This window comes from Sporosarcina sp. Y1009, assembly GCF_057669865.1.
Genome location: NZ_JBYHFO010000001.1, coordinates 436,795 through 463,216 on the forward strand (window position 1 = coordinate 436,795; position 26,422 = coordinate 463,216).

Genomic DNA, 26,422 nt, shown 5'->3' on the forward strand with positions numbered 1-26,422 from the left:
CCCCCTAACACTAGAACAAAACTGCTTGCTCGCTTTCAGACACTTCATCAAGATTGGCATCCAATTCATCAACTCTATCGAGCATATCAACATAGCATCTATGGTTTTGATTTGTGACAATTAATGTAGTTGTCACCTCTGAAAACATTTGCTGCATTTTTTCATCAGGGACCGCTGCTATCAGCTGAAGGTTTAATTTTTTTACCAGACGAAGACTCGACTTGATATTTTTCTCATCCATCTTATTAAACGCTTCATCAAACACGACTAACCTAGCTGTGTTATTACCTTTGTATAAATGATGGAATGACGCTAAAATAGCGATGTAAAATGGAGTTTGCGTTTCTCCACCCGACTTTTCTCTAAGTAATCCTGACAGCGATTGTGTGGAATCATCCTCAAAAGTTATTCTAATATCAAAATCAAGGTAATGCCGATAATCGGTATATTCCTCTAACTCCTGCCCATTCTGGGTTGTCAGAATTTCAAACAATTCTAGAAGAACATCGTTTCTCCCTGGATCTTCAATCTCGGAAAACAAACCTTTTTCAGCCAATATTGGGTCCATAATAATGTCATAAAACCGCTTGTATTTCGCGCTTGGCTCCACCTTAAATTTATATCGTTCCTTTGAAAATGGAAGATTCCTCAAGGCATAATCTAACCCAATAAAATCATTTTTTGCAGTTTGAATTGCTTCCTTCAATTTATACACAAAATGAGACTTAAACTCATTTTCAGCGTTTTGAAGTGAGGTTTTCAGCTTCTTCTGATAATGAGGGATATTTACATCTTCAATCTTCGAAAATTCTTGTTGATAGTCATCATTCTTCTCTACATTAGGGTCCACATGAAAATCGTTATGTTGGTTATATTTCTTTCTAAGATCAAGAAGTTCATCCCACTTTTTATCTCTACGACTTTGTACCCCTTTATGACTTATATTCAAATCATTCAATTTTTTGTAGGTTTCAAAGTCTTGTTTTTTCATATCTTCCCATCTTTTTTTAGCGCCTTGAATAAATAGAAGGCCGATTCCATTTTCCCACTCTACAACTTTTTCTTGCCATTTTTGAACTTCATTTTGTTTAGCAAAAACCTCACCAGATGCATTTGAAAGCTCCGTATTCAATACCCCTATCTTATTTGCGTAAATGCGTAATTGCTCGACTAAGTCACTTTCGATTCGTTCCCATTTCTTATATTCAAATTGAAATTCATCTGCTTTTCTTAAATCAAGCTGTGAATACTCTTTTTTGGCATCAGAAATTCGTCCAATAATATCCATATATTCAGAAGGAATAATCAAACGTTTTTTGAATTTATCGTATTTAATTGGATGATTCGTGATTTTGTTCTTTATATCATCGAAGTCAATTATGGCTACGGAAAACTCTTGAAGTTCAGTGATTGTATTTTCAAGTTCGGCTTTTTTCATTTCAAGCTGTTTAACAATCGCATGCGAACCAATGAATGGAATGGCGTACCGACTTGCATGCATTTGACGAGCAGTTAATCTATTATAGACCATACAACTTGACGTAATGGCTGTCTTGTGAGTACGTAAGTCCTTCTCATTCTCGGCTTTCATGACATTTCCCAGCAGATAATTGATATGTGTCTGAATCAGATAATTTTCTGTCTCTAAACTAGATGCCAAAGAATTTTCTTTTATAGTAACATTTAATTTTCCTTGTTTTTCCGTATCGACAAGACCGACACCTTCAATCTTATACTGGAATTTATCTTTCTCATATATAGCCAATGCATCTTGAAATTTAGAGGGTTCTACCAATAAATCAAAACGTTGAGTGCTCAAATATCCTTCGATTGCATTTCTCCATCGACTGTCTAAAACCTCCATTTCTTCACAAAAAATATAGACAGGTGCTGCATTGCCAAAGTTCTCTTCTAATCTTCTTTTTAGACGATCTACCCCGGGAGGATATGTCCGTCTTTTTTGTTCAAGTTTGTGAATATAATCCTCAATTTCCTGTTTTCGCTTTTTCGCTTCATCCATTCCCTCTAATGCTTTTCCCGAATTCGTGATTATGTTAGTAAATAATCGATTCATATTAACCACTAACGTATTTAATTCCCCAGTAAAAACTAACCTTTCTGTTTCAGTGATTGTTTCTTTATCGCGGAATACAACTGATAGCTTTGCAAGGACACTTTTATAATCACGAAAAGTACTTGCTATGTCACTTGGAATAGTCCATATATTATTTCCCGCCCACTCTGCTAATTTCCCTAACATTATGCTTTCATTTCTAAATTCATTTGCTAACAAATCCATATTTCTTTCAAGGTTTTCTTTTTTCTCCGTCAGCTTTCCAATTGTTTCTTCTAATTCATTTTTCCTCAGCTTATTTTTGTCTTGATGGTATAAAAGAAGATATTCTTCTTTCTTTTTTGTTGCCTTAGTCTTACTTTCTGAATCCTGAATTTCTTTTGCCTTCAGTGCTTCTACTGCTTTCTTCTTAATAGATGATTGCTCTTGCATCTGTGCTAGAATCTCACTTTCATACAATTTTTCCAGCTTCATGAGAACATATCCCTGTTCAATTACCGTTTTGGAAAAGCCGTCGAATTGTTTATACGTGTGAGCAATTTCAGACAATCTTGCCTTTCGTTCTGTAAGATTTTCTAACTCTAGTTGCATTTTCTCGTATGTTGCAAAGTTATCCTTCAGCACTTCAAGCTCAAGTTCCTTCTCATCAAGAATATAATCATAAACAAAATCTCTGACACTATGAATCGGCTTAAATGACAACGCTTTCAAAAATGTCGGAAAAAATCTAGGATGAATCTGTCCAAAACGGCTTAGTAGTGCTTTTTGGTAATTTCCTTTATTTCTTTCAAATATGAATTGCCGATTTGTAGAAAATTGTTTTTTAAACTTTTCACAGTCTCTTAAATGTCCCGATGGGGTCGTAACCTCGATTTCATCAATGGTTTTATTGGCAAGGATAAAAAACTCTTCAATGTCATTCGTGCTGTCCTTATACACATCGATAACCGCGCCAATTACAAAACTTTCTTTTTTGATGTCATCCCGAAATTCACTTAAAATATATGTTGTGAAGTCTCCTCCACGCATAAAGCCTTTTTGGTCAGTTCCAATTTTACCACGTAAATAGTTGGCCATGGATCTCTTTGTTTCATCATGTGCTGCAGAATTGAATTTTATTTGATGGTGATTTGCTATGAATATCACTTGTAGCGCATCGATAATCGTAGATTTCCCTGCGCCGCTACCGCCCACCAGAGCGGTTTGTTTTCCAAATTCAATTGTTTCATCGTGGAAATAATGCCAATTAATTAACCTCATTTTTTTCAGCCATTTCAAAAGTAATCTCCTCACTTTCATTATTTGTATACTTCATAACCCGTTCTCCTAATACCGACAAGCTCTCCTCTTGAATTACATATTTCCAGGTATGATAAAGAAGAAAACGGCTTTCATCCAGTAATGCATTTCCATTAACGGCATCCATCAAATGATATTTTGAACACATTCGTATTAGATTCTCCAACGCTGTCCGGCCAATCCATGGTAACCGAAATATTTCGTATTTCTGTTTGATATCAAGTATTGACACGGAAGGGAATTCGCTGATAGTAAGCTCGCGTCTCTTCTCTTTGTATAAAAGAGAAATAATTAAAAACCAAATGCTCTCCTCTTTTTTCAACCTTTTTCGTATTTGATAATGAACACTGTGAAGGAAAACACATTCATGGCGTTCGTCAAGCACTAACTCCCAGCCGATCATTTTAAAAAATTGATCTAGTTCATTTTGGAATTGTCGAATTTGATAATAAAGGTCTCGCTCTTTTTCCTTTACAAGGAAATTTACTGCTAGCAGCTGATTAATTAGCACAATCAATTTCCCATTTTCTGTTTCATTTAAATGGTCCCACATTACCTAATCATCCCTTCTTTTTTGGATAATGTGATTACTGTATCGAAACTCACCAATCTCCACAATTTCTCTTTCTTCCATTCGATGAATATTGAATTTCGTTTCACTATCTGCACCATATAACAAGACAAATCCAATCATCATATATTCTTCTATGGAGTCAGGGACTAGCTCTTTTACTTCCATTCTGTCCCTCTCCCCAAGTTTATTATTTATGAATCCTTCAACCTTTTCTCTAGTGATTTGGTTTTTAAGACGTTCTTTATAATTATTTCTGTTTTTTTCTTTCCACTCTTCAGGAATTTCTACGACATGATGGATTACGGGTTGATGTACCGGGCGGCGGTTCCTCGGTGTAAGTAACGACTTTTCATATATATACTGGATTTCATTTATTAAAAAAATAGGTGGCATGTCAAAATCACCAATATCTGAAGATGTTTTTGACATTGCAGTCAGTAATTCAACAATTTTTTGTTCATCTCCAAAATTCTGCTGACTCATATAACGTGCCCTATCATATGATGAGCGTAGATATTGATTATGCCTTAGATCAATCTTTCTAAAGATTTCATCCAAGTTTTCATATATTTCCTCGATTCCATGCAACATTACTTTTATCTGTCGCTGCGATTCTTCGTAGGTGTCATAAGCCTTGCTTTCTATACCATCCTTAATTGTTTCTTCAATTAAATCGTCATCGATCAACCATTCTTTTACCCTTTGCAATATTTGGAATCGATACCTTGATACATGATCCGATGTTTTTAATCGGTGATAGCTTTTTTCAGCAATTTCATTTTGGTATACATCGAAATGATGTTCCAGAATCTCTGAAACGGAGGACTTTTGCGCAAGTTGTTCAGTAAAATTTTTCATATTTTGAAATAGCATTAGTAGCTCCTGTTCCAACTTGCATGTGTATTCATAAGCTCCTTGAACAACAAAGGCCGGTCGTACTTTCATTTCATCTCCAATGAGCATTTGATATGTGACGTAAGCATAGCGTTGGTATTCAACTGGCTTTGCTTCGCGAAGTTCTTTAAAAATTGAAAGCATACGATTTGTATAATGCGGCAATACAATGAATTGTTCATAACCATCCCTCACTTCAACTTGAATCCACTTCAACTCCTCCAATCGTCTTAAAATAGAATTTGCCTGTATCCTAAACTTGTCTGTTAAAAGATCCTGATCTACCTCATAACTGAATTCACTATCCTCTTCTACTTCAAAATCAGGGATGCCGTCGCCTTCTTCACCAGATTCCAAAAGCTCTTCAATATAATCCCGCAAATGACTGTGAGGAATGCCAAATCGATTCTGATTAGACAATTCATGAATCAAATGCAACACGTCAGCGTAAACTTCCTTGTTCTTTCCAGAGAGTAAATTAAAGAATTGACTTGGGAGAACCTCGAACAGCTTTTGCATGACACACCGCCCTTTCTAGAAAACTTGCAATCTTCTAAAATAAGTATAAACACTTTTCAGAAATTTATCCATGACTAGTCCTACTTATCTAAAAAATTAGTAAGATATTCTAATAAAAGAAGACTTTTGTATAACCCCTAGTAGTAGGACAATCAGTTTATTTGAATTATCGTAGTTCCTTACTGAAACCTAAAATTCATGAGACTTTCCACTTACAAACTGTCTCAGATTTATTACCAATAAAAAAGTTTGTATGTAGTTGCGAAGACAAAGACCATTGCAACATTCAGCAATGGTCTAGTTATTCTTCACGTTTCCTTAAAAACACGCATAAAAATCAACATCTCTAATTTAACTAGTTACTCAATTTCAATAGACCAATCTCCATCTGCATAAATATTAAAGTAATAGATGCTGTCATCTTCAACCTTTTGAAGTTTGGAACCTTCGTATGGACCGATTTCATTTGCTAAAGAAACTTGGTCGTTCACACGAACAATAAAATTTCTACTACCAGAATGCCGTAAATGAAATGTTTTTCCACCTTTATTAATTTGTACAAATCGTACGTCATCTCCAGATCCACTAATTGAATCCTGTTCAATTATATCTGGTATAGATTGGGACATATTTATTTCCCATTCTCCATCTGCTTTTACCTCTAATTTATATTCTCCAGTGTAATCTACAGAGAAAATCTGTTTTCCTTTATAATTCCCTATTTCATTTGCAATATTTTCAACACGATTCCCATCCTCATCATATAAATTAACGATGAAGTTTCGCTGACCGCTATGAGTAGAATCGGTAATTAAAAATCCTTGCTCAAGAATAAATTGTTCCGTGACAGTATCACCTTTTCCTCCTTGTTTCAATGCAGCCTCTCTTGCTATACGTTCTTTTTCGTCTTTCTCTTTTTGTTCTGCTTCTGCCTTTTCTTTTGCTTCCGCTTCTTCTTTAGCTTTAGCCTCTGCAGCAGCTTTTTCTTCAGCCTCTTTTTCAGCCTTTTCTTCTGCTTCTTTTTGTTCCTTTTCTTTCTTCTCGGCAGCTTCCTTCTCAGCAAGTTCCTTTTCTTCCTCAGACAGCTCCTGCGCCTCTACTTCACTCTCTTCTTTAAGATTTCCTTCAGCTGAATTACATGCAACAAGCACCAGACTAAGTAATGCACCAATAAATAGCATCCCAATTCTTTTCAACATTGTATCTCCTCCAATTCAATAACTTTATCTTTAATATAAATGAAAAAAGAACCTGACCTTTGCGGATATACACAAAGGTCAACATGTTATTTTTAACTTACTTTCCCAGTCCGCTTGGGAAAGGTACCTGTGCCAAGTGTATTTATGACAATTCACGACTTTAGATAAAAAAACAAGAGGATATCGACAAAATGTTGTATTGTCAATATCCTCTTACTAATTTTATGCAATTGTAGTGAATAAACTGAATAGTATTTCGCAGGCACTTAAAATATCCCATTAATATTAAATACCAGTTCCTTGTTGAATTCTGAATTGTTTTAGAAATAAGGAACCCTTAACTTCGGTATTTCAATCAATTAGAATAGGTCTTGCAATTCCTCTATACTAATTTCTCGTCCATTTAACTTTCTATGTAACATTGCATGGCAATTAGGGCAAACCGGAACTAAATCTTTCTCATAATTTACTTTGTACGACTCCTTTACTTCATGTAAAGGAACAATATGATGAACATGAATAAAACCCTTTCCTAACTCGCCATATACCTTCTCAAAATTCATGTCACAAACTATACAATTTGTCCCTTTTGATTCAATACATTTTTGTCTTGCAATTGAACTTCTTTCGTATTTGTTGACACTTATAACCCGTTTATGTCCTTCTTCTAAAGACTCATCTACTTCTTCTGGAAAGAGCCCTGCAAACTCATAATCACTAAAATTATTTTCTAAATATATTTTCAGCTCTTCCCTTACCTTAACCGGTCCTTGCGGTGCAGCTTTTAAACCATGCTGCATTAAGGAATTTAAATATAATTTCCCACTATTAGCTCTGTCAAACAATCTAAGTCTCGTATATCTACCCGTCTTTGACTTTTCAAATTCCTCAATATCATGCCAATACTTTTTATCATCTGTTATTTCATCGAAAGACATATTTATTTCCTCTACTACAGTTTTAAACTTAATCCTCATTTCTGGCTTCGTAGCATAGATATAAACAATATCACCGATCTCATAATTTGCCATTTGTCGCCAATCTATATATCCGAATTCATCGAATGCACCCACATGATCATACATTTTTCCATTTGCTGAAATAATCCAGTGCATATATAATCTCCCCCTAAAACAATAAAGGTACCTGCAGGAATAATTATAGAATCCCGTTTAGGTACCAAACAAATACATTAATCAAATAACCCCAAAGCCTTAAAAACCGCAACAACCGGATCCGAATAACACACCGGCTGCACTTTCACTTTTCACTAACAAATCCGGCGGAACCGTCTATCATCTCCAATTTTCCGAATTATGAAACCTTATATATATTGATCAATTTCATTCGCTAAAGAAAATTGGTCGTTCACACGAATAATAGAGTTCCTATTTCCCGAATCCTGTGAAATATTTTTCCCCTTGACTATTATTTAATCTTTCAGGTCTTTATTTTGTTAGTTAATTTCGTTTAAATTAATGTGCTAAGTTCATTTAGTGGCAAATTTCTTGGACACTAATGACTCTCTAAATCACCCATCATTCTTCTTATATAATTTCCTAGCTCCTTATCACAACAATATATATAGCAGCCTTTCATACCACGGGTCATTAGTGTCTTATACGTGTTTCTTACCAGTGTATCTAAAGAATCTGGTTCACCCTTTTTAGGTTTTGCTGGTCTAGCGCCTCGATCTTTAAAATATTCCCTTCTCACCAAAATTGTTTCAGTATCTGGATCATAACCCAGATCTTTTCCAATAATTACGCCAGCATATTCCATTTCCAATCCTTGTACAGTATGAATACATCCAATTTGGTATGAGCAGTCTGGATGTATCGCCCAATCTATACGATTGGGATCATTCCAGGGCATTTCAAAATTCATTTCTTCGATTGTTACGTCATTCGGTAATTTTCCATCGACCAACTTCTTATTCCAATCCCAAGCATAACCCGCCATAACTCTTCCATTTTTATCCTTAACAACCTTTTGAATTAGTTCTTGTGGAGTATCTACTACTTGAAAGTCATAGTCACCTTCCAATGATATAGGGGTTTCAGAGTCATTTAATAATTGATCTAACCAATCTATATAGTTACCAGAACCGGAACAACGAAATTGCGAGTCAAGTTCGACTACATGAACAACTGAGTTTTGTTTTTCTGCTTCTTCTTTTATTAGGTTGAAATTCCCAATATCTTTATTAGATATAACTTGATTGTCATCAACGAAAAAAACACTAAGTTTACTCGCTCTTATAATTTGAGTTGCTTGATTTTCTCCTTCAATTTTTCTTCTCATATGTCCCTGATTTTTTAAGCGGTGTGCTTCGTCACAAACCAATATGTCAAAATAGTTATTTGGAGTTTCAACATAAGATGCAGAACCTTTAAACAAATCTCGAATTTCCACAAAGCCACTTGAACCAATAAGTTTCTTTCTTAGTATTTCTCTGAAAGCTTGATTTGGTGTAATGTACTCTATCGTAGCTTCTTTGGAAAGTAAGTAATTCATCAAGTTTAATCCGATAACTGACTTTCCTGTACCAGGGCCACCTTTAATTAAAATAGTATGTTTTACCGTAGATTTTTTAACCTGTTCATTGAATATTGAAACCACTTTTTCGTAGGCAACTTTTTGTTCATCCAAAAGAATAAATTCTTCATTCCCTTTAAATAAAGAATTTACAGTTTCAACTAACTTTTTAGAAGGACGAATTTTTCCCTCCTCGATAGATTTTGCAATATTAAAGCCATTTCCTTCGGATACATCATTTTGCAGCTTTTCCGCTAATTTGCGATCATCAAATTGAAAATAAATCGGTGAATCTTGCAAGTAATTCTCATAGCGTACATCAAGCAAAGGTTCATTATTTCTTGCTGGAATATAATTATGTAAGTACGCACAAGATGTCAGATTGATTGATGAATCTGTATAAAGGGCTTCATTAAAGTTTTGGAGATACCTTCTATAAGAACGAGCTTGGTAAGAAGGATGAACAGTTTCGCGTACTCTACCTCCTAAAAATGTCCTTACAATCCCATCGCCTTTTTCAGCCTTTGCCTTTTGCCATTGCTTCAATTCAACAATAACAGCATTTTTTCGACCTTTTTTATCATGACCAGCGATTAAAAAGTCTATTCTTTTTTCTGTCGAAGGAAGTTTGTACTCTAATAATACATGTGTATTGTCCTTTAGCTCGGCATCTCTTAATATTTTCGCCATTTGTGGAAGTGAGTTTTCCCAAGATCTTAATTCACTTGCCGAAATGGATTTATTCATCAAATTCTTCACGTTATTTTGTAATACATATCCAATATTATTATCTAGAATATGTTCTAAAAACTTAGAAGACGTTTCATTATATATAATCAACTAACTCATCCCTTTGTCATAATTCACTACATTTGTTTACTGATTTTCACTGTATTAAATTCACTTTTTAATATTAGTAGACAACATTAATTAAAGAATTGTCATTATAATCTAATTTTAACATAGTGTGAAAGGGTTTTGTTGGAAATTTAAGATTGTATTCCAACATTAAAAAGATATTAATTTAATCGTACTCCTATGAATAAAATCAAAATGCCATCTTCGAATGGGATCCTACCAGCACATAATCAACTATCTGTATCGATTTGAGTTAATTAGCGGAAAGAATGGAGTGGCTTCGGCTTCCATCTTTTGAGTAAACTGGTAGCTGGTAAATTGAATAAATTCGAGTAAACTCGATGGATCTTTGCGAAAAAAGCGTTAAGGTAGAAAACCATCACTCAATACGAAAAAGCTGCCATGTAAAGGCAGCCGATACTTAAACTAAAGCACCTGTTAAGAATAGTTAAATATAAAATGATCTACCGAAACGGCTCAATGATTTAAATCAAATTTATTTTCTCGATACAGGAATCCAAATTTCGCATTCTACTGTTGATGAAGTTAAATCTTTACTTTTAATCGACAAAATTTCAGGCCCTTCCACTACCTGATAGCCAGATGATGGAAACCACTCCCCATAGATCCTTCCCCATGTTTCCTGTAGTGTACTAGGAAATGGCCCTATTGATTCGAATACAGCCCATGTTAAGGCAGGCACTTCAAGACTTGAGAAGTTTTCAGGGCATTCTTGTGTTGTTGCCACGCCTATATAATGATCAAGCTCTCCCTTTTCTTCCATGCGTCCTTCAGAAAAATTTGTAGATGCTTGAACCATTCCTTTAGGTTCAACATTGGAAAGTTTTTTTAATTGATCTATTTTTTCCATCGTCAATGATTTCCACATCGCTGTAATTTCCGGATTTTCTCCTCCAAAAATAATTGGGACTCTTTTCATAATGCCAACTATGTTAAACGCCTCTTTTTCTTCTATTCGATAATTCATTTCATTTCCTCCTCTAATTGATAATTGAAAGGTCATTAGTGGATAGGCTTTTAATGACTGCCCATTGTTTCTTGCCTCTGATGGTGTTACACCATGTAAATTTTGAAAAGCTCTCGTAAAAGAGTCCGGTGAACTGTATCCATATTTAATCGCTATATCAATTATTTTTATGTTACTTTTATGAAGCTCAAATGCTGCTAAACTAAGTCGTCTGCGGCGAATGTATTCTGATAACGGAATTCCTGCTAGGAAAGAAAACATTCTTTTAAAATGATATTCGGAACAATAAGCTATCCTTGCCACCATTTTGAAGTCTATTTCGTTCGTAAGGTTCTCCTCGATATACTTCATTGAATCATTCATATTTTTCAGCAAATCCATTTTATGACCTCCTTCATCAATAGAATAGCAAGCATTGAAGATACACGTCCGACAATTTGTGCACCATTATGTAGGGTTACTTCTTTATATTCACTATTATGCCCCGTTTATGGAGGTAGTTAACGCCATTACTTAATAAGAATAAGCTGCCCAGTGAGTTAAAGAAAAAGAGCCGCATATGCAGCTCAATGATTTTTCAAGTATAGTTAATTTAATAATATTTACACAAATCCTCACTTATTAAATTCAGCTTTCAGAAGATAAACAACGTCATAATCTTCTAACTCATTCATATGACCATCAATATCTTTATAAAAATCGGTAGTTAGACTACTCATACGACCATCACTTGAATAGCAGATACTTGCTAATAGTACTTCTCCTTCAATTGAAGTGTTCTTTTCTTGGATGTTGTCCCAAACACTTGACATAGCATCTAAATCCTCTAAATTTGTCTCGAAGTTACTTATAGAACCCATGCTATCATTACCGCTAATTCCAATATTAAATGTATGTTGCTTTCGACTGCCATCTGCTTTTGAGGTTGCAAAAATAATAGAACCATTTTCCTCTACCTGTGTTGTTATAGAACTTATTTTATCATCAACCAATTTACCTAATTCATATTTTTCAATCCATACAGATACTTCTTTATATTCACTGTCAATATTGAAATCAAAAACGAATGAAATATCTGAAGTAGTCGAAAGTATTGCATTCTCTCTCTCTGTTAATTCAACAGCAGAAATAGTATTTGATTTCGCATTGTTATTAACACAGGCACTTAAAACAAATACCAGCAGAGCTACTATTATAAATAATCTTTTCATTTTATTTCCCCCTTTTAGCTTATCGAGACAAATACTTCTTCAACAATCCTGCGGCGTTAGTTGAACAAGAATCTACGCCCTAACTCTTAAATTATGGCACCCACGATAGATTAAAAAGTCTCCCTTTCTATATAAATTGTTAGATTTGAGTGTTTTATGGGATATCAAAGTTGGGTAACTTTTCATGAAAACCAGCACCCCCTCTTCCCCATGCATAACTTAACCTCTCAACAACAAAGTAACTATGGTCGATGATTTCTTACCCAACCTTTTGCTTCAACCGTTCCTTCTCAAGCTGCAACACTTTCTGTTTAAGCAATTCATCTTCGCCTTCCCCGTAGTCACTTAAACGAGCGAACCAACATCAGACTCTCTCGCATCTAATAGGAATTTGCCTTTACAAAGGATTTTCTTTCAAAACTTCCTCACATGTCATTGAGGTAATAAAATACTGAATTAGAGTTTCTTGCGCAAACTTTCTACCTTCAGAATCTTCGTATACGATTTTTACCGCTTTAATCGAGCTAGTATCAGGAGCATTAGAAGTTAGGGCAAAAACCAGATTCCACTCTTCATTCGGTTGTATAACTGCGCCTTCCGCTTCTATTCGGTTCTTCCAATTAACTGGCAACGGGAAGGTATCACTGATTGGTGGCCACTCTCCAAATCCTATAAGCGCTTCACCTAGTTCGAGTTTGACAAGAACTGCTTCGGTCAGTGACATATCATCTGCATTAACAAGAGACACATCCTTGATTTGGATGTTCTTTTCACCCTCATGTACGAGAAACGTATCTCCAAACATTCGACTCTCTCCATCTCCTCCAGGTACACAGTCAATTCCAGGAGTTTCACCAAGGTTTAATATGTTTCCAGTCGAGACTGGGTTCGTACATCCACTAGTTAAAATTAATGCGAGTAATAAGAATAGGTTTAAACGAATCACAGAGACCTCATCACCAAACGGCGTGGGCTTCCATTAGGTTTATCGTTTTTCATTTTTTTCCTCCTTTTCATTTTGATTTTTATATTGGCCCTCATAATTGTTTTCTATAATACTATATAAAGTTTATATGACTGAAAGGGTTTCCACAATAGAGAATCGCGCTTAATATTCCGACTTTTTACAAGTTGTTGATTTCTTAATATAACGATTTTCTAGCAGGTACCTTGGATGAGGGTTCTACATTCCCACACGCAAAAATACCGTTATGAGCACCTACTCATAACGGCATTTAATAAAGAGGTAACGATTCTATTTAGCTTTTCATAATCCGATCGAGAATCTTATTCTCAATAGGCGCAAGTGACATATCTGAGTATTCACGTGGGCGTTTGGCTGTATTTTTAACATCAAGCGTGATTGCGCCGTCTTCTATTAAAACAATGCGATCCCCTAGCTTCACTGCTTCCCGGACGTCATGTGTGACGAGTATCGCTGTAAAACCTTGTTCAAGCCATAAGCTTTCAATTAAGTTTTGCATGTCCATTCGTGTGAGCGCATCTAATGCACTTAACGGTTCATCGAGCAGTAATAAGGATGGTTGATGGATAAGTGCGCGGGCAAGCGCAACACGTTGTTGTTGACCACCGGAAAGCGTTGATGGCCAAACATCTTTATATTGGAGCAAACCAACATGATCCAACGTTTCTTCCGCCTTTTCTTTCCAGTCTCCTTTTAGGCCTAAACCAACATTTTTTATGACCGATTTCCACGGTAAGAGACGCGAATCCTGATACATCATCGTTACATTCTCCCCGGATTCTTTCACGGGAATGTCATTAAAAGTGATCTCGCCGGAAGTCGGTTCATCAAGTCCTGCCGCGAGTCTTAGTAGCGTACTTTTTCCGCTCCCACTTTTCCCGACGATGACAACAAACTCTCCTGCTTCAATATGTAAGGATAAGTCTTTTAGGACGGTTTTTTCGCCAAATCGTTTTTCAATTTGTTCAATATTAATTTTAACGCCTTGACCTTGATTCACTTCTTTCGACACTTCTTCATCTAATAAAGTTTGACCCATTATGGAAATCCTCCTTTCTTTATACTCTCCAGCTACTTATTGAAGATAACTTTTATGCCATCTGAGTGCTTTTCTTTCACAGAAACGCGTGAGCATGTCGGCTATTTTCCCGAATAACGCATATAAGATAATTGTTATGATAATAATGTCTGATTGCATGAATTGCTGGGCTGTCATGGCTAAATAACCGACTCCCCTTGTAGTTGCGATCGTTTCTGCGACAATTAATGTCATCCACATGACACCAAGCGAATATCGAAGTCCAACGAAAATAGACGGTAATGCACCAGGTAGCAAAATTTCCTTGAAGAGCTGCCAGCCTTTTAAGTTGTACATTCTACCCATTTCAATAATTCCTGCATCGATATTTCGTATGCCGTGTAATGTGTTGATATAGATTGGAAACATGACACCAATCGCTACAAGAAAGATTTTAGCCCCTTCATCGATTCCGAACCAAATGATGACTAACGGAACGAGGGCCAGGTTAGGAATATTACGGATCATTTGGAGTGACGTATCGGTAAACGCAAAGGAAAACTTAGATAAGCCGTTCACGATGCCTAGTATAAAACCGATTCCTCCCCCTATTAATAGACCCACGAGCGCCCGCGCTAGACTTCCTTGCATATGGTAAACGAGCTCCCCTGAGATGATTAACTGATAGAAACTCGTTAACACAGTTAAAGGCGCAGGGATAAGCTGAGTTGAGACAATTTCAAGTGTTGCCGATATTTGCCAACCCACAAGAAAAAGTATCGGAAGGATCCACGCAATGATGTTATTTGAGATTGATTTCATGTTCTTTTCCTTTCTACGTTCGTTTTTCTTCATCATTCCGCTTCTAGAATTGGCATATCATCCGCAACGTCTATTTCAGCAGGAATTAAGTCTATTTCGTAAAAGACATCTGCCTGTCTTTGTTGTGCCTCAATAATTTCTTCATTGATACGTTCGACTGCATATTCACGGCGATCTGTTGTTCTTGCAATCACTTCTTCATCAAGACCTAACATTTCTGCCAATAATTTCACAACTTCAGGTTTGTTTTCATTGGCCCACTTGTCTGATTTGTCTGTTGCATCTAAAATTATTTCCACTAATTCAGGATGAGCATCATAAAATTCATCATTTGCAAAATAAAACGTCCGATTCGGATAGTCATAATCTTTTCCTTCAGTTAAATTAACTGTGTCTAAATCAATTTCAGTTGCCGCAAAGAACGGATCGTATGTTGCAAGTGCATCAATTTTACTTGTTTCAAATGTTGTTCTCATTTGTGCTGCATCTTGTAAGAAAACCCATTCAACATCGTCTACACTTAATCCCGCGTCTTCAATCGCAAGGATTGCTAAGTAGTGGTGATTTCCACCTCTAAGCGCACCAATCTTCTTTCCTTTTAAATCTGCAACTGTATTGATTCCTGAATCTTTATGAACGAGAACGCCTACCCCTTCAGGATTCGGTAAATCTGCGCCAACATACACAATAGGCTTATTAGCAGCCGTTGCAAAAATCCCTCCGCCATCCGCAGCATGTCCAAAGTCAATATTTCCTGTCGCAAGACCTTCTATTAACGCATTCCCATGGACAAATTCTCTCCATTCAATTGTATATCCTTCTGACTCAAGTGCTTCTTCTAAAAAACCACTTTCTTTTAAAATATTGATTGTGTTTCCTTTTTGGTACCCTACACGGACAACCTCATCCGCTTTATCTGCTTCGTTGTTGCCTGAACCCGAATTTTCATTATTTTTATCAGTTGATCCACATGCCACCAACACAATCATTAGTAAACTCAATAACCCTAAAAACATTATATTTTTTCTCATCATCTAAACTCCTTAATTTTAAGTAACTTACTCGGATTAATAACAAAATAACGATTTACATATTATCTTTTGCTGATTTTAAACGTACCACCAAATAACTCAAATGATTGGTTACGCGTACCACCAGCTAATGTCACTTGAAATGGTTTTTCTCCACGCGTATTAAGCACATCTTGAACAATTCCATCTCCATTTGGACTTGCGAACACCAAATTCCCACCTTGGAGTTCAAGTACTTGGCAAGTTGCATTCAATGTCTCATCGGTATAGGCTTCGCCAACTTTTAGATCGAGCCTATCCGCCCATTTTGCGACTGTATCTTTGAGATCTTTCACAGCAAATGTCAAATGTGAAAATGAAACACCTTCAGGATGTGGCGCAATGACGCCCTTGTCGATCTGGTCAGCACGTCTGTCTTCATCACTTTCATCCCACTGAATAATGAATGGCAGTTGTAACCCTTCACTATCGTCACCTGCATATAACAGTTGCCAACTAATGACACTGCCATCAGGTCTTTTCCTACTGTACGGAAGTGGTCCAACTACTGTTAGGCCTTTTTCACGAAAGTGCTTTGCTGCACCTTCTATGTCCGTTGTACGGGCTGCGAATCTACTAAATCCTTCGACAAGTTTATCATTCGCGATTGTTTCTGTTAGGCTGTGCTTTTGATGATCAACTTGTTCAAAAAGCTTCGGGTCATAAATACCTAAAAACTCTATGTAGCTTAAGTCAAAATAACTCAGCGTATTGTACGTGCCTAAACTTTCATGTTTTCCGCCTTCAACAGCGTGAATTCCTTTTTCTTTTAAAATTTCAATTGCTTTCTTTGGTTCTTCGACAAATTGGACTAAATGATCAAATGTAAATGACATGACTAGACCCCCTATAAATAATTAGTAATAATTTTTACGAATGATTTTTCAATATTTAAGATCGCTCTTTCATCAATATCAAATTTAGGATGATGATGCGGGTAGTGCGTTGCTTCGTCTTCAGTTCGTGAGCCTACTTTAAAATAGGTTCCGGGCTTTTCTAGTAAATAGTAAGCAAAATCTTCTGCCCCCATCGTAGGTTCTAATTCGCCTACGGATTCTTCTGAGAACACGTCTGTCAGTAATTCCCTGACAATATCTGTTTCTTTTTTGTGATTATATAAAGCAGGGTAGCCCCTTAGATAATCAATTGTATAGGTTGCGTGGGATCCAGCTGTGACCCCTTTTACGATTGCATTGATTTCTTCTTCAATTTGGTCTCGAACTTTCTCATCAAATGTCCGGACTGTTCCTTCGATTCTCGCTGAATCAGCAATCACATTAAATGCATTGCCCGCATGGAATACGCCAATCGTGACAACCGCTGATTGCAGTGGATTGATCCGACGGCTAACAATTTTTTGTAATGACTGAACGACGTCACTTCCGATGACAATTGAGTCAATTGCGTCATGTGGTTGTGCCCCGTGTCCACCTTTTCCTTGAATGGTAATTTCAAACTTATCAACAGCAGCCATTTTTGCGCCTTCGCCGACAGCGACTGTTCCAAGGGGTAGTTCAGAAGCAAGATGGGCACCAAAGACAGCATCCACATTGTCTAAAACATTATCTTCAATCATCGATTTCGCCCCACCTGGTGGCAACTCTTCTGCGTGTTGGAATATAAAGATGACCGTTCCATTTAACGCATCACGGAATTTGCTTAACGTCTGTGCCGTTCCGAGTAAAGCTGCTGTATGCCCATCGTGACCACACGCATGCACGACCCCTGATTGTAATGACTTATAGGGGACATCTTTCTCATCGTTAATTGGAAGTGCATCAAAGTCGGCTCTTAACGCAATTGTCTTTCCAGGTTTTTCCCCTACCAACACGCCAACCACGCCGTTTCCGCCTACATTTGTTTTGACTTCAAGTCCAAAACTCTGTAACTTCTCCGCAATAAACTTTGCTGTTTCTGTTTCTTTAAAAGAAAGCTCAGGATACTGATGCATATGCCTCCGCCAGCTCACAACTTCATCAAAATTATGCTCTAGTTCTGCAAACAATGATGTTAAACGATCAACGCTCTCTGTCCTTCCCACTTGATTCCCTCTCCTTTTTTCATACCCGACTATTTTTATATGATTAATTGTTATTGTATCATTAAAACATAGACAAAATTGAAATGCAAGATAGTTAGATTCTAATCTAAAAAGGCGTTTCAAAAGGGTTACTGGGTAACCTTTTTGGAACGCCTTTTATCCTCTAACTCATGGTTTTATTTGGTAATGCCCGCCAAAAATATTGAAGTGGTTTGATTCATTCGCACCTTTTAACGTTAAAATATATGGATGTTCACCTTTTTCTTCTAGTACCCGTGAAAGTTTTCCAGATTGGTTTGGGCTGGCAAAGATGAATGTCATCTCTCCCAATTTGAGTGGGTAACATGTTGCTTGAAGCGTTTCATCTATGTACATCTTTTCAGATTCGAGCTCAAACAAACTTTTCCAAAGCGTTGCTGTTTCTTTTGCATCTCTCACTGCAAATAGAATACGATCAAGCGATAAATTGCCAGCTGCATGTGGGCTGATCGTTCCATCCCTTTTCAGACTTTCAAAACGTTCTTCATCACGCACACCCCAATCGATGAAAAACGGAAGGGGGAGTTGCCCTTGATGTCCACCCACGTATAATAGTTCCCATTCAAGTAGGCTTCCATCTGGCTTTCTCCTGCTAAGTGGAATGGGCCCATTCGTTTTGATCCCATGACTTGTTAATTTGCGCGCTAGTCCGTCAAGGTCAGTTGTTCTCAGATTAATCTTTGCAAAGCCTTCAGAAAAGTGATTTTTAGCAATGTCCTCAAATGGGCTGTACGTTAGCTGCGCCGCACCTGAACTTGTAAATAATTGTTGATCGTAAATGCCAAGCAGCTCAATATAACTGAGTCCGAAATGACTAAGCGTGTTATACGACCCCCTTTTTTCATGTGAACCGCCGTTAACAGTATGGATCCCTCTTTTATTTAGTTCTTCCATGCCCGCTTCTGGCTTATCCATAAAATGAATCATATGATCAAATTGTAAATTCATGTGCATCCCTCTTTCGTTCTTGTTCCGTCCATTTAATACCTAACATTTTGATTGTATCAAAGTAAACCCTAAAAACTCTTGTAAGAACAATTGCACAAAAAAAGTCGAAGAGAAGAAGTTCGCTCATCGACTTACATTTTGGGATTAAGTTATTTTCCCGCGCTTTTTTAGAACAAGCACCATGGCTCTATCAGTTCTTTCGTTTATAAAAAATCTTTTCTATACCGAACAGCTAGATAGATTCCTGAAGCGATGAATGCAAGCGCATATTTATATAGGAAGAAAATTTCCCACATATATTCTTTCGGGAAAACCACGTCGAAGAAAACGATTACACACAACATGATGAGGGCACTTTTTAAAGAGATTTGCGTTGTTCTTTCGTCCGCCTTCCCCATCTTCTTTCGAAATACGAATACCAGAACCGCCCCGACCACAAGTAATAAAAGACCGATACAAAGCAACATATTCCAATTTCCCGCTGATTCTTCCGCCCAGGTTTTTATTGGATTAAACAGCTTACTTGATATTTCTGTGATTGATGTAGACTCAATTTTCATCTTGATCATTCCCCCCTACATAAGTAAAAATATCATTGACATCAACTTTGAAGAAATTTGCAATCCGAAAAGCTAATAGTAACGTAGGCACATAATTTCCTTTTTCCATAACGAAAATGGTTTGTTTAGAAACACCTACTTTCTCAGCCAGCTCTTGCTGAGTCATTCTGGCGAGCACACGATATTCATAGACCTTATTCGCTATCGTATCACCCGTATCTCTCTTCATGATCATCACCTCTTAAAAAACATTATAAACTACTTCTTAATTAAAGTAAAGTAAACTTATACTAAATCACGATATGCTTATACATTATTAGAAATTCAGGATAATCTTTTAACTGATTAGGTCGTCTTCTTTTAAAAAACATAATTTAACGTATAATAATAGATAAGTGATTACTATAAATATAAATTTTGAGGAGTTAGGATATGGTTTCTGACAAAATGAATGCACAAACAACGGCTTATGAATACATCCGTGAACGTATGCTGGATGGAACTTATAAAGGTGGTATGAAACTCGTAGAAGAACGTCTTGCGGGTGAGATTGGTGTTAGCCGTACACCGATTCGTGAAGCGATTAAAAGACTCGAGCAAGAAGGTTTGATCAAAAATAAGCATATCTATAATCCGACTGCACAGGATTTGATATACATATATGAGTTGCGCATCGTACTAGAAAGTTTTGCAGCCAAAAGAGCAGCAAAAAATATGACACCTGAAACGATCATAGAACTTGAGAATACCCTCAAGGAATCTCGTCGTTTACTTATGGAGGGGCAGTCAAAAAAGATTTACACCTCAAACCAACGCTTTCATGATTTAATCATCAATGAATGCCAAAATCCCATCATGATTGAAAGATTAGAAAAGGCGCAGACTATTTTCTATCTGTTCAGCCTAAAACTCGATATCTATAGTCGTCCAAATCTAATCGAAGAGCATGAAGAAATTTACGAGGCCATTAAAAATAAAGACGAACAACTTGCCGGCGAACTCATGGCCGAACATTTAAATAGAGACATGAATTTCACACTTGAGATTTTCGGTAGGAAAGGCCATTTTTAAATGGTTATTAACGAAGTTATCTGAATGCAAAATTTCATATTCCCCTCCCCCAAAAAGCACTCATTCAGCAGTGCTTTTTTTTTCGTTCAATCGATTTATGTTAAGGGCATTATGCTTAGTATTAAGAAAAAAACATTCTGGTTTCAAAAATCTTATAAAAGATCACTTATTGATTGATAAGTTTAAATTGTTTTTAATATGTACAAATAACGTATGAATGTAGTAACATGAATAACGTTGCTTTGTATACAATTCATGTGTTTCTGTATACAATTTAAATCATATTTTAAAATAGTTCTACTTACTGCAAAAGAAAAGACAAATAGTATGACACAATATACTTTAAATTGAAACACAATCAGGTGCTACTTGCCCTATTTCATAGTCTTTATATGATCGGGAGACTCATAGCTTCATGATTTGTTTTCAGTTCTTCATACGATTGCTTATAATTGGAACTTTATTTCACAATAAAATTTATCGGAGGTTTTAAAATGTCAGAACAAGAAAAGAAAGATACCGTTTTAGACAAACGTTCATCAAGACGCTCGTTTCTCAAAAACTCTGGTTTGACAGTTGGTGGTGTTGTTTTAGGTGGAGCTTTAGGAAATCTTCTATTAAATGATGAGAAACCAACAACTAATACCGAACCACAAAAACATATCACGCCAACTGCTAATCCAAATGTTGCGCTCATGTTCTTCACACCTATCCAATATCAAATTACACAAGCAGCAGCGGAACGTATTTTCCCTGAAAATGCAAACGGACCTGGTGCCAAAGAACTGAATGCTGCGATTTATATCGATCATCAATTGGCAGGTCCATGGGGTTCTAACGTAAAAGATTACCGTTTAGGTGCTTTTTATAAGCCTGAAGAAAACCAAGGTCCACAAATAAAACTTCTTCGTAAAGATATATTCATAGCTGGTTTAGACAGCTTAAACACTTATAGTAAGGCAGAATTTGACACTGACTTCACAGCGCTAGAAGCTGCTCAACAAGATGAAGTGCTTACTACATTTAGTGAGGGTAAAGTTGAATTATACGGAAAAGTTTCTTCTTCCCATTTCTTCAGTTTACTACGCACATTAACGATTGAGGGTGTATACGCAGACCCAATGTATGGTGGTAATAATGAAATGATCGGCTGGGGTATGCGTAAGTATCCAGGATCTCGTATGCAATATGTATCTGAAATACAAGATGAGAAGTTTATCACACTTGAACCACAAGGCTTAAATTCTCATATGGGTCATTAATAATATTTTATAATAGAAGGGACAGACATATATATGGTTACAAAATTACCTAAAGTACCTGTCGTCGTAGTTGGGATGGGTTGGGCTGGTGGAATCGTCTCAGCTGAACTAACAAAAGCGGGAATCAGTGTTGTTGGATTAGAACGCGGTAAAGACCGGACAACAGCGGATTATTTAATGGGACATGATGAACTTCGTTACCAACATCGTCATGAACTAATGCAAGATCTTTCTAAGGAAACAATTACTTATCGAAATACATTATCAGGAAAAGCTTTACCGATGCGTCACTACGGTACATTCGTAGTAGGAGACGGTGTTGGTGGTGCAGGTAGTCACTGGAATGGACAAACTTATCGTTTCTTACCTTATGACTTCGAAATTCGCACACAAACAATCGAGCGTTACGGACTCGATAAAATTCCTGCTTGGATGGACGGTCTTATGGACTGGGGAATCACGTATGATGAAATGGAACCATACTATGATACTTTCGAAAAAATGGCGGGAATCTCAGGTGAAACAGTAGAAGGACTATGGGGAGAACGTAGTAATCCATATCCAACACCGCCATTATTAAAAACACCGTTAATGAAGGATTTCGAAAAAGCAACAAAAAACCTAGGATACAAACCGTTTGTTATGCCAGCAGCCAATCTATCTGAAGCCTATACAAATCCAGACGGGATCTCTCGTGCAGCGTGTCAATACTGTGCGTATTGTGAAAACTTCGGATGTGAATACGGCGCGAAAGGTGATCCGACTGTAACAGTCATCCCTGTTGCGAAGCAAACTGGGAAACTAGATCTTCGTACACATTCTAACGTAGTAGAACTAACAAAAAGTGGCGGTAAAGCAACTGGCGTAATTTATGTAAATATGCTTACTGGAGAAAAGTTTGAACAACCTGCAGATGTAGTTGTTGTGGCAAGTTATGTATTCAACAATGCTCGTTTACTTCTTAACTCTGGTATTGGGACGCCTTATAACCCAGAAACTGGTGAAGGAACAATCGGTAAAAACTACTGTTACCAAGTAACTGCTGGTGGGTCTCAACTATTCTTCGAGGATAAAGAGTATAACCTATATGGTGGTGCTGGTGCTCTAGGGATTGAGATCGCGGAATATATGGGCGATAACTTTGATCATAGTGATGTAGATTTCATACACGGGGCTGGCGTTCGTTCAACTCAATATGGTGACCGTCCGATTGCAGTCAACCGTGTACCTGCTGGAACAGCAAACTGGGGTGCTGAGTTTAAAGAGAAGTCTATTAAATATGCGAACTCAAACTTCCCTGTTAAAACGCAAGGTGCTTCTTTACCACATAAAGAAAATTACCTGGATATTGACCCAGAATTTAAAGACGAATTTGGCTATCCGTTATTACGTATGACTTATGAATATACAGATAATGACCGTGCGCTAGGTAAATACATGTCTAAAATCACACGTAAGATTGCAGAAGAACTCGGCGCTGATATTATTGAGACAAATGAAGAACAAGCTCCGTTTAATGTCAACAAAGATACAAACACGCACAATACAGGTGGCGTTATTATGGGTGCTGACCCAGCAACATCTGCGCTCAACTCATATCTACAGATGTGGGAAGCTGAAAACGTATTTGTATTAGGTGCTTCTGCATTCCCGCATAATAGTTGTTTCAACCCAACTGGTACACTGGGTGCACTTTCTTACCGTGCAGCAGAAGGTATTCAAAAATACCTAAAAGAAGGCGGATTACTAGTTAAAGCATAATGACTAGTTATTCTAATTAAAAAACACTTTACGCAGCCGATTGCCGGTATTAAACTGGTGATTGGCTGCGTATTTTTGTTTAATGGCAGGCAAAAAACAAAATAATTAAGATTAAATTAAGATTCTAAATCACTTTTTCTTAAGATTTTCAGCTTATGATAAGTGAAGAAATTCAGAAGGAGATATTTGATGAAAAAATTTTTAAATATAGGCTATTGGATTGTACTCGTATTCTATTCGTATCTACTAATAGATACAGTATTTTTAGCACGAGATGCTAGACGAAGTGTTAACTTAGTTCCCTTTGATATGATTACAGAGCAAGGCTTTACGTTAAATGTATGGGGAAATATATTGATGTTTATTCCATTAGGGCTCTATTTCGCTAACTTTATGAAACGGTTTCAATTTTGGAAAGTACTCGCAGCAATTATTGGGACGAGCTTAGGCATTGAAGTACTGCAATATATTTTTAAGCGTGGAGCAACTGATATAGATGATTTGATATTAAATACAGTCGGCGGATTAATCGGGATTTTTATTTACCTAGTATTTAAAGGTATGTTTAAATCAAAAGAGCGAGTACATGTTGCCATTTCAATCCTCTCAATTGTGGTGGGCATCCCTATCATTTTATTAGTTATAATTCTTTTTGTTAATAACTAAACATAAGCAAGGGTATGAGTTTAGTTCAAAGCTACACCATTTCTAAGCGAAAGTTTAGCGATTGATTTGTAACTAGACCACTTTAATATAGTATAACAAGTAGTGGAATGTGATATTTGTCATGATCCTAATTCCACTGTATTCCCCACCACTAGAAAGGATAAGTGGTAAGTAGATAAAACACGTGGATAAACTACTTGTATGTAAACGTTTCTTTTGAGAACATCCGCATGATTCACCTCCAATGATCCTCAAGTAAAGCACCCGTTAGCTTAAGTGTAGTTTCACAAACCTTGCGTTAGATAGCCTATTTCTTATGATTAAAGCTATTTCCTATTTTCTCGAATTCTTCGCTATCAATCGTTGGGGGCTCATCATCTTTCTCTTTTAATTTCAAACCGACAAGTCCAGCAATCAATGCAAATATGAGTGAACCTTGCCATGTAATCGAAACATTCACCATAAAGTTATCGAGTAATTCAATTAACGCAAAAGTAAAACCCACATTCAAAATAAATGAGAACCAGCCCTTACTTGATTGAATAATACCGATAGATTTTAAAGCTTTTGGTATCGCATTTGAAATAAGGGAGAGAGGTATTTCAAAGAATAAATACATAACAAAGAAAAATACTAAAGCACCAATTGAATTATATTGTAATCCAAGTAATCTTAAAAATATGTATTCAAAAAAAGTAATGCCCAGTAAAATTATCGATACGATAGACGTACAAATTACTACTGTTTTAATTTTATTCATATTAAACGCACCTCCTTAGTAACCTACCCCTTTAGTTGAACAAGAAAAATGAGCCATCTAAGCAGCTCAACGATCTTTAAGTAATGCACCCATTAGTTTAATAAGTAATATTAAAGGGTTTCTGGCTCATTCTTTGATATGTATTTGTTGCTACCAGGTAGCTTTTTTAACGCATTCCAAGCTTTGATTGCATCTTCTCGATTTTTACCCTTGTTTTTAGAATCTGCAAAATAATCTCTGGTAAATTGATTGTATTCGAATTGTGAACCTATTTGTTTTTTATAGGAAGGATCTTTTTTTCTTTCCTCTTCCTCATACCATGCATTAACAACATCCCTATATGTTTTTCCTACGTTTTCTTTAAAATAATTTTGAATATAAGTGGAGAAATGAAATTTTGGAATTACCGATGTAAAGAAAGCCCTAACTAACTGACTACAACGATGATTTTCCGTAATAACCGTATCTAAACGTAACTCTTCCAATTCTATTTCTTTCGAGGAAGGACTTCTTTTCCTCATTGGCTTATGTATTTTTCCTGTTTCAAGAAATACTGCTATCCTATCCGAAATTTCTATTTTAGAACCAGAAGCACTTATCTCATTTTCCCTACAATAAGTTTGCAATTCCTCTTTTAACCAATAAAAATTCCGAAAATCGGTTACATTCAAATCTCTTGTTAGTTCAGGTCTCAATTATTCTCTCTCCATTCAAAGCAACAATTAATATAATTTGTACACTTACTTCTGTTGTTTTTTTATCAGATATTCTTCTACTTTTTATTCAATTAAACGGCCCGATTGTTGAACACAAGTTAAACAACACTCTTCAACTAACCGTTAGTTCAATAAGAACAAGCTACTCTTACAGGCAGCCACTTGTATAACTAAAGCACCCGTTAATTTAATAATATTGCTTTTGATTAATATCGATTTTTTAAATTTGGATATTTATTATTATAAATTTTGCCCCAAATTTTTAAGGCACTTGGATAACAATTATTAATCGAAGGTACTCTACTCCTCGAAAACATTTCATCAAAGACCTCATGTATCACTACAGCTAATTTTTCAACAGATGCAGTTGGTAATAGCGATACAATGCGACTTATTTCCGGATCATATTCATCCTCAGATGTGTAACGTAAAAGGTGCATCGGGTCCCAATCATTAATTACTTCTTTTACAATTTGGTAGTGGTTCATAATATCCCTCTTTCAAAATGTATTTTTAGTGATTTATGCTACACCCTTATTTAGCTAACCT

General features: G+C 36.4%; 24 protein-coding genes. 4 read left to right on the plus strand and 20 right to left on the minus strand.

What is annotated here, in order from left to right; translation table 11 throughout:
• Positions 1 to 10: 10 nt before the first annotated feature.
• From AC25Y1_RS02045 to AC25Y1_RS02125, 17 genes are all read right to left on the minus strand, one after another.
• Positions 11 to 3,352, minus strand: a complete 3,342-nt coding sequence (locus AC25Y1_RS02045) for an ATP-binding protein (protein WP_488146266.1) — start codon at positions 3,350 to 3,352, stop codon at positions 11 to 13.
• Positions 3,321 to 3,926 carry a DUF4194 domain-containing protein gene (locus tag AC25Y1_RS02050; RefSeq protein ID WP_488146267.1) on the minus strand — a complete coding sequence of 202 codons (606 nt, stop codon included), beginning with the start codon at positions 3,924 to 3,926 and terminating at the stop codon, positions 3,321 to 3,323. Before AC25Y1_RS02050 ends, AC25Y1_RS02045 begins: the two co-directional genes overlap by 32 nt.
• Positions 3,927 to 3,929: 3 nt before the next feature.
• Complete coding sequence (locus AC25Y1_RS02055) at positions 3,930 to 5,360, minus strand: Wadjet anti-phage system protein JetA family protein (protein ID WP_488146268.1); 1,431 nt, start codon at positions 5,358 to 5,360, stop codon at positions 3,930 to 3,932.
• A 359-nt stretch (positions 5,361 to 5,719) separates the two neighbouring features.
• Positions 5,720 to 6,559 (minus strand): hypothetical protein, encoded by an 840-nt coding sequence (locus AC25Y1_RS02060; RefSeq protein WP_488146269.1) that lies wholly within the window; start codon positions 6,557 to 6,559, stop codon positions 5,720 to 5,722.
• A 359-nt stretch (positions 6,560 to 6,918) separates the two neighbouring features.
• Entirely contained in the window at positions 6,919 to 7,674 is a 756-nt protein-coding gene (locus tag AC25Y1_RS02065; RefSeq protein ID WP_488146270.1) for an HNH endonuclease, read from the minus strand.
• A gap of 400 nt (positions 7,675 to 8,074) precedes the next feature.
• Positions 8,075 to 9,937: a DUF2075 domain-containing protein gene (locus AC25Y1_RS02070; protein ID WP_488146271.1), complete on the minus strand. Its 1,863-nt coding sequence runs from the start codon at positions 9,935 to 9,937 to the stop codon at positions 8,075 to 8,077.
• Positions 9,938 to 10,451: 514 nt separating this feature from the next.
• Positions 10,452 to 11,324 carry an AraC family transcriptional regulator gene (locus AC25Y1_RS02075; protein WP_488146272.1) on the minus strand — a complete coding sequence of 291 codons (873 nt, stop codon included), beginning with the start codon at positions 11,322 to 11,324 and terminating at the stop codon, positions 10,452 to 10,454.
• A gap of 233 nt (positions 11,325 to 11,557) precedes the next feature.
• On the minus strand, positions 11,558 to 12,154 hold the full coding sequence (locus AC25Y1_RS02080; RefSeq protein ID WP_488146273.1) for a hypothetical protein: 597 nt from the start codon (positions 12,152 to 12,154) through the stop codon (positions 11,558 to 11,560).
• Between the two features lie 397 nt (positions 12,155 to 12,551).
• A complete protein-coding gene (locus AC25Y1_RS02085; RefSeq protein WP_488146274.1) occupies positions 12,552 to 13,100 on the minus strand; it encodes a hypothetical protein in 549 nt (182 codons plus the stop codon).
• Between the two features lie 313 nt (positions 13,101 to 13,413).
• The gene (locus tag AC25Y1_RS02090; RefSeq protein WP_488146275.1) at positions 13,414 to 14,178 is read right to left on the minus strand and encodes an ATP-binding cassette domain-containing protein; all 765 of its coding nucleotides are present in this window, start codon (positions 14,176 to 14,178) and stop codon (positions 13,414 to 13,416) included.
• Between the two features lie 36 nt (positions 14,179 to 14,214).
• Entirely contained in the window at positions 14,215 to 15,015 is an 801-nt protein-coding gene (locus AC25Y1_RS02095; RefSeq protein ID WP_488146276.1) for an ABC transporter permease subunit, read from the minus strand.
• Entirely contained in the window at positions 15,012 to 16,010 is a 999-nt protein-coding gene (locus AC25Y1_RS02100) for an aliphatic sulfonate ABC transporter substrate-binding protein (protein ID WP_488146277.1), read from the minus strand. Before AC25Y1_RS02100 ends, AC25Y1_RS02095 begins: the two co-directional genes overlap by 4 nt.
• A gap of 62 nt (positions 16,011 to 16,072) precedes the next feature.
• Positions 16,073 to 16,885 carry a VOC family protein gene (locus tag AC25Y1_RS02105; RefSeq protein WP_488146278.1) on the minus strand — a complete coding sequence of 271 codons (813 nt, stop codon included), beginning with the start codon at positions 16,883 to 16,885 and terminating at the stop codon, positions 16,073 to 16,075.
• Positions 16,886 to 16,896: 11 nt separating this feature from the next.
• Entirely contained in the window at positions 16,897 to 18,090 is a 1,194-nt protein-coding gene (locus tag AC25Y1_RS02110; protein WP_488146279.1) for an amidohydrolase, read from the minus strand.
• 168 nt (positions 18,091 to 18,258) lie between these two features.
• Positions 18,259 to 19,077: a VOC family protein gene (locus AC25Y1_RS02115; RefSeq protein WP_488146280.1), complete on the minus strand. Its 819-nt coding sequence runs from the start codon at positions 19,075 to 19,077 to the stop codon at positions 18,259 to 18,261.
• Positions 19,078 to 19,280: 203 nt separating this feature from the next.
• Positions 19,281 to 19,637, minus strand: coding sequence for a DUF2178 domain-containing protein (locus AC25Y1_RS02120; RefSeq protein WP_488146281.1), 357 nt, complete (start codon positions 19,635 to 19,637; stop codon positions 19,281 to 19,283).
• Entirely contained in the window at positions 19,627 to 19,866 is a 240-nt protein-coding gene (locus AC25Y1_RS02125) for a helix-turn-helix transcriptional regulator (protein WP_488146282.1), read from the minus strand. The genes AC25Y1_RS02120 and AC25Y1_RS02125 overlap by 11 nt, the downstream gene beginning before the upstream one ends.
• Before the next feature lie 203 nt (positions 19,867 to 20,069).
• Between AC25Y1_RS02125 and AC25Y1_RS02130 the strand changes: the two genes are divergently transcribed.
• The 4 genes from AC25Y1_RS02130 (at position 20,070) to AC25Y1_RS02145 (ending at position 24,397) form a co-directional block, all read left to right on the plus strand.
• Entirely contained in the window at positions 20,070 to 20,708 is a 639-nt protein-coding gene (locus tag AC25Y1_RS02130) for a GntR family transcriptional regulator (RefSeq protein ID WP_488146283.1), read from the plus strand.
• 494 nt (positions 20,709 to 21,202) lie between these two features.
• Positions 21,203 to 21,970 carry a gluconate 2-dehydrogenase subunit 3 family protein gene (locus AC25Y1_RS02135; protein WP_488146284.1) on the plus strand — a complete coding sequence of 256 codons (768 nt, stop codon included), beginning with the start codon at positions 21,203 to 21,205 and terminating at the stop codon, positions 21,968 to 21,970.
• Positions 21,971 to 22,003: 33 nt separating this feature from the next.
• Positions 22,004 to 23,731 (plus strand): GMC family oxidoreductase, encoded by a 1,728-nt coding sequence (locus tag AC25Y1_RS02140; protein WP_488146285.1) that lies wholly within the window; start codon positions 22,004 to 22,006, stop codon positions 23,729 to 23,731.
• A gap of 189 nt (positions 23,732 to 23,920) precedes the next feature.
• Complete coding sequence (locus AC25Y1_RS02145; protein ID WP_488146286.1) at positions 23,921 to 24,397, plus strand: VanZ family protein; 477 nt, start codon at positions 23,921 to 23,923, stop codon at positions 24,395 to 24,397.
• A 307-nt stretch (positions 24,398 to 24,704) separates the two neighbouring features.
• Here the strand turns inward: AC25Y1_RS02145 and AC25Y1_RS02150 are convergent, their stop codons facing one another.
• The 3 genes from AC25Y1_RS02150 to AC25Y1_RS02160 all read right to left on the minus strand — a co-directional run bounded on the left by AC25Y1_RS02150 (position 24,705) and on the right by AC25Y1_RS02160 (position 26,361).
• Positions 24,705 to 25,157, minus strand: a complete 453-nt coding sequence (locus AC25Y1_RS02150; RefSeq protein WP_488146287.1) for a YrvL family regulatory protein — start codon at positions 25,155 to 25,157, stop codon at positions 24,705 to 24,707.
• Positions 25,158 to 25,267: 110 nt separating this feature from the next.
• Complete coding sequence (locus tag AC25Y1_RS02155) at positions 25,268 to 25,852, minus strand: DUF6434 domain-containing protein (protein WP_488146288.1); 585 nt, start codon at positions 25,850 to 25,852, stop codon at positions 25,268 to 25,270.
• A gap of 227 nt (positions 25,853 to 26,079) precedes the next feature.
• Positions 26,080 to 26,361, minus strand: a complete 282-nt coding sequence (locus tag AC25Y1_RS02160) for a DUF1871 family protein (protein WP_488146289.1) — start codon at positions 26,359 to 26,361, stop codon at positions 26,080 to 26,082.
• Positions 26,362 to 26,422: the final 61 nt, after the last annotated feature.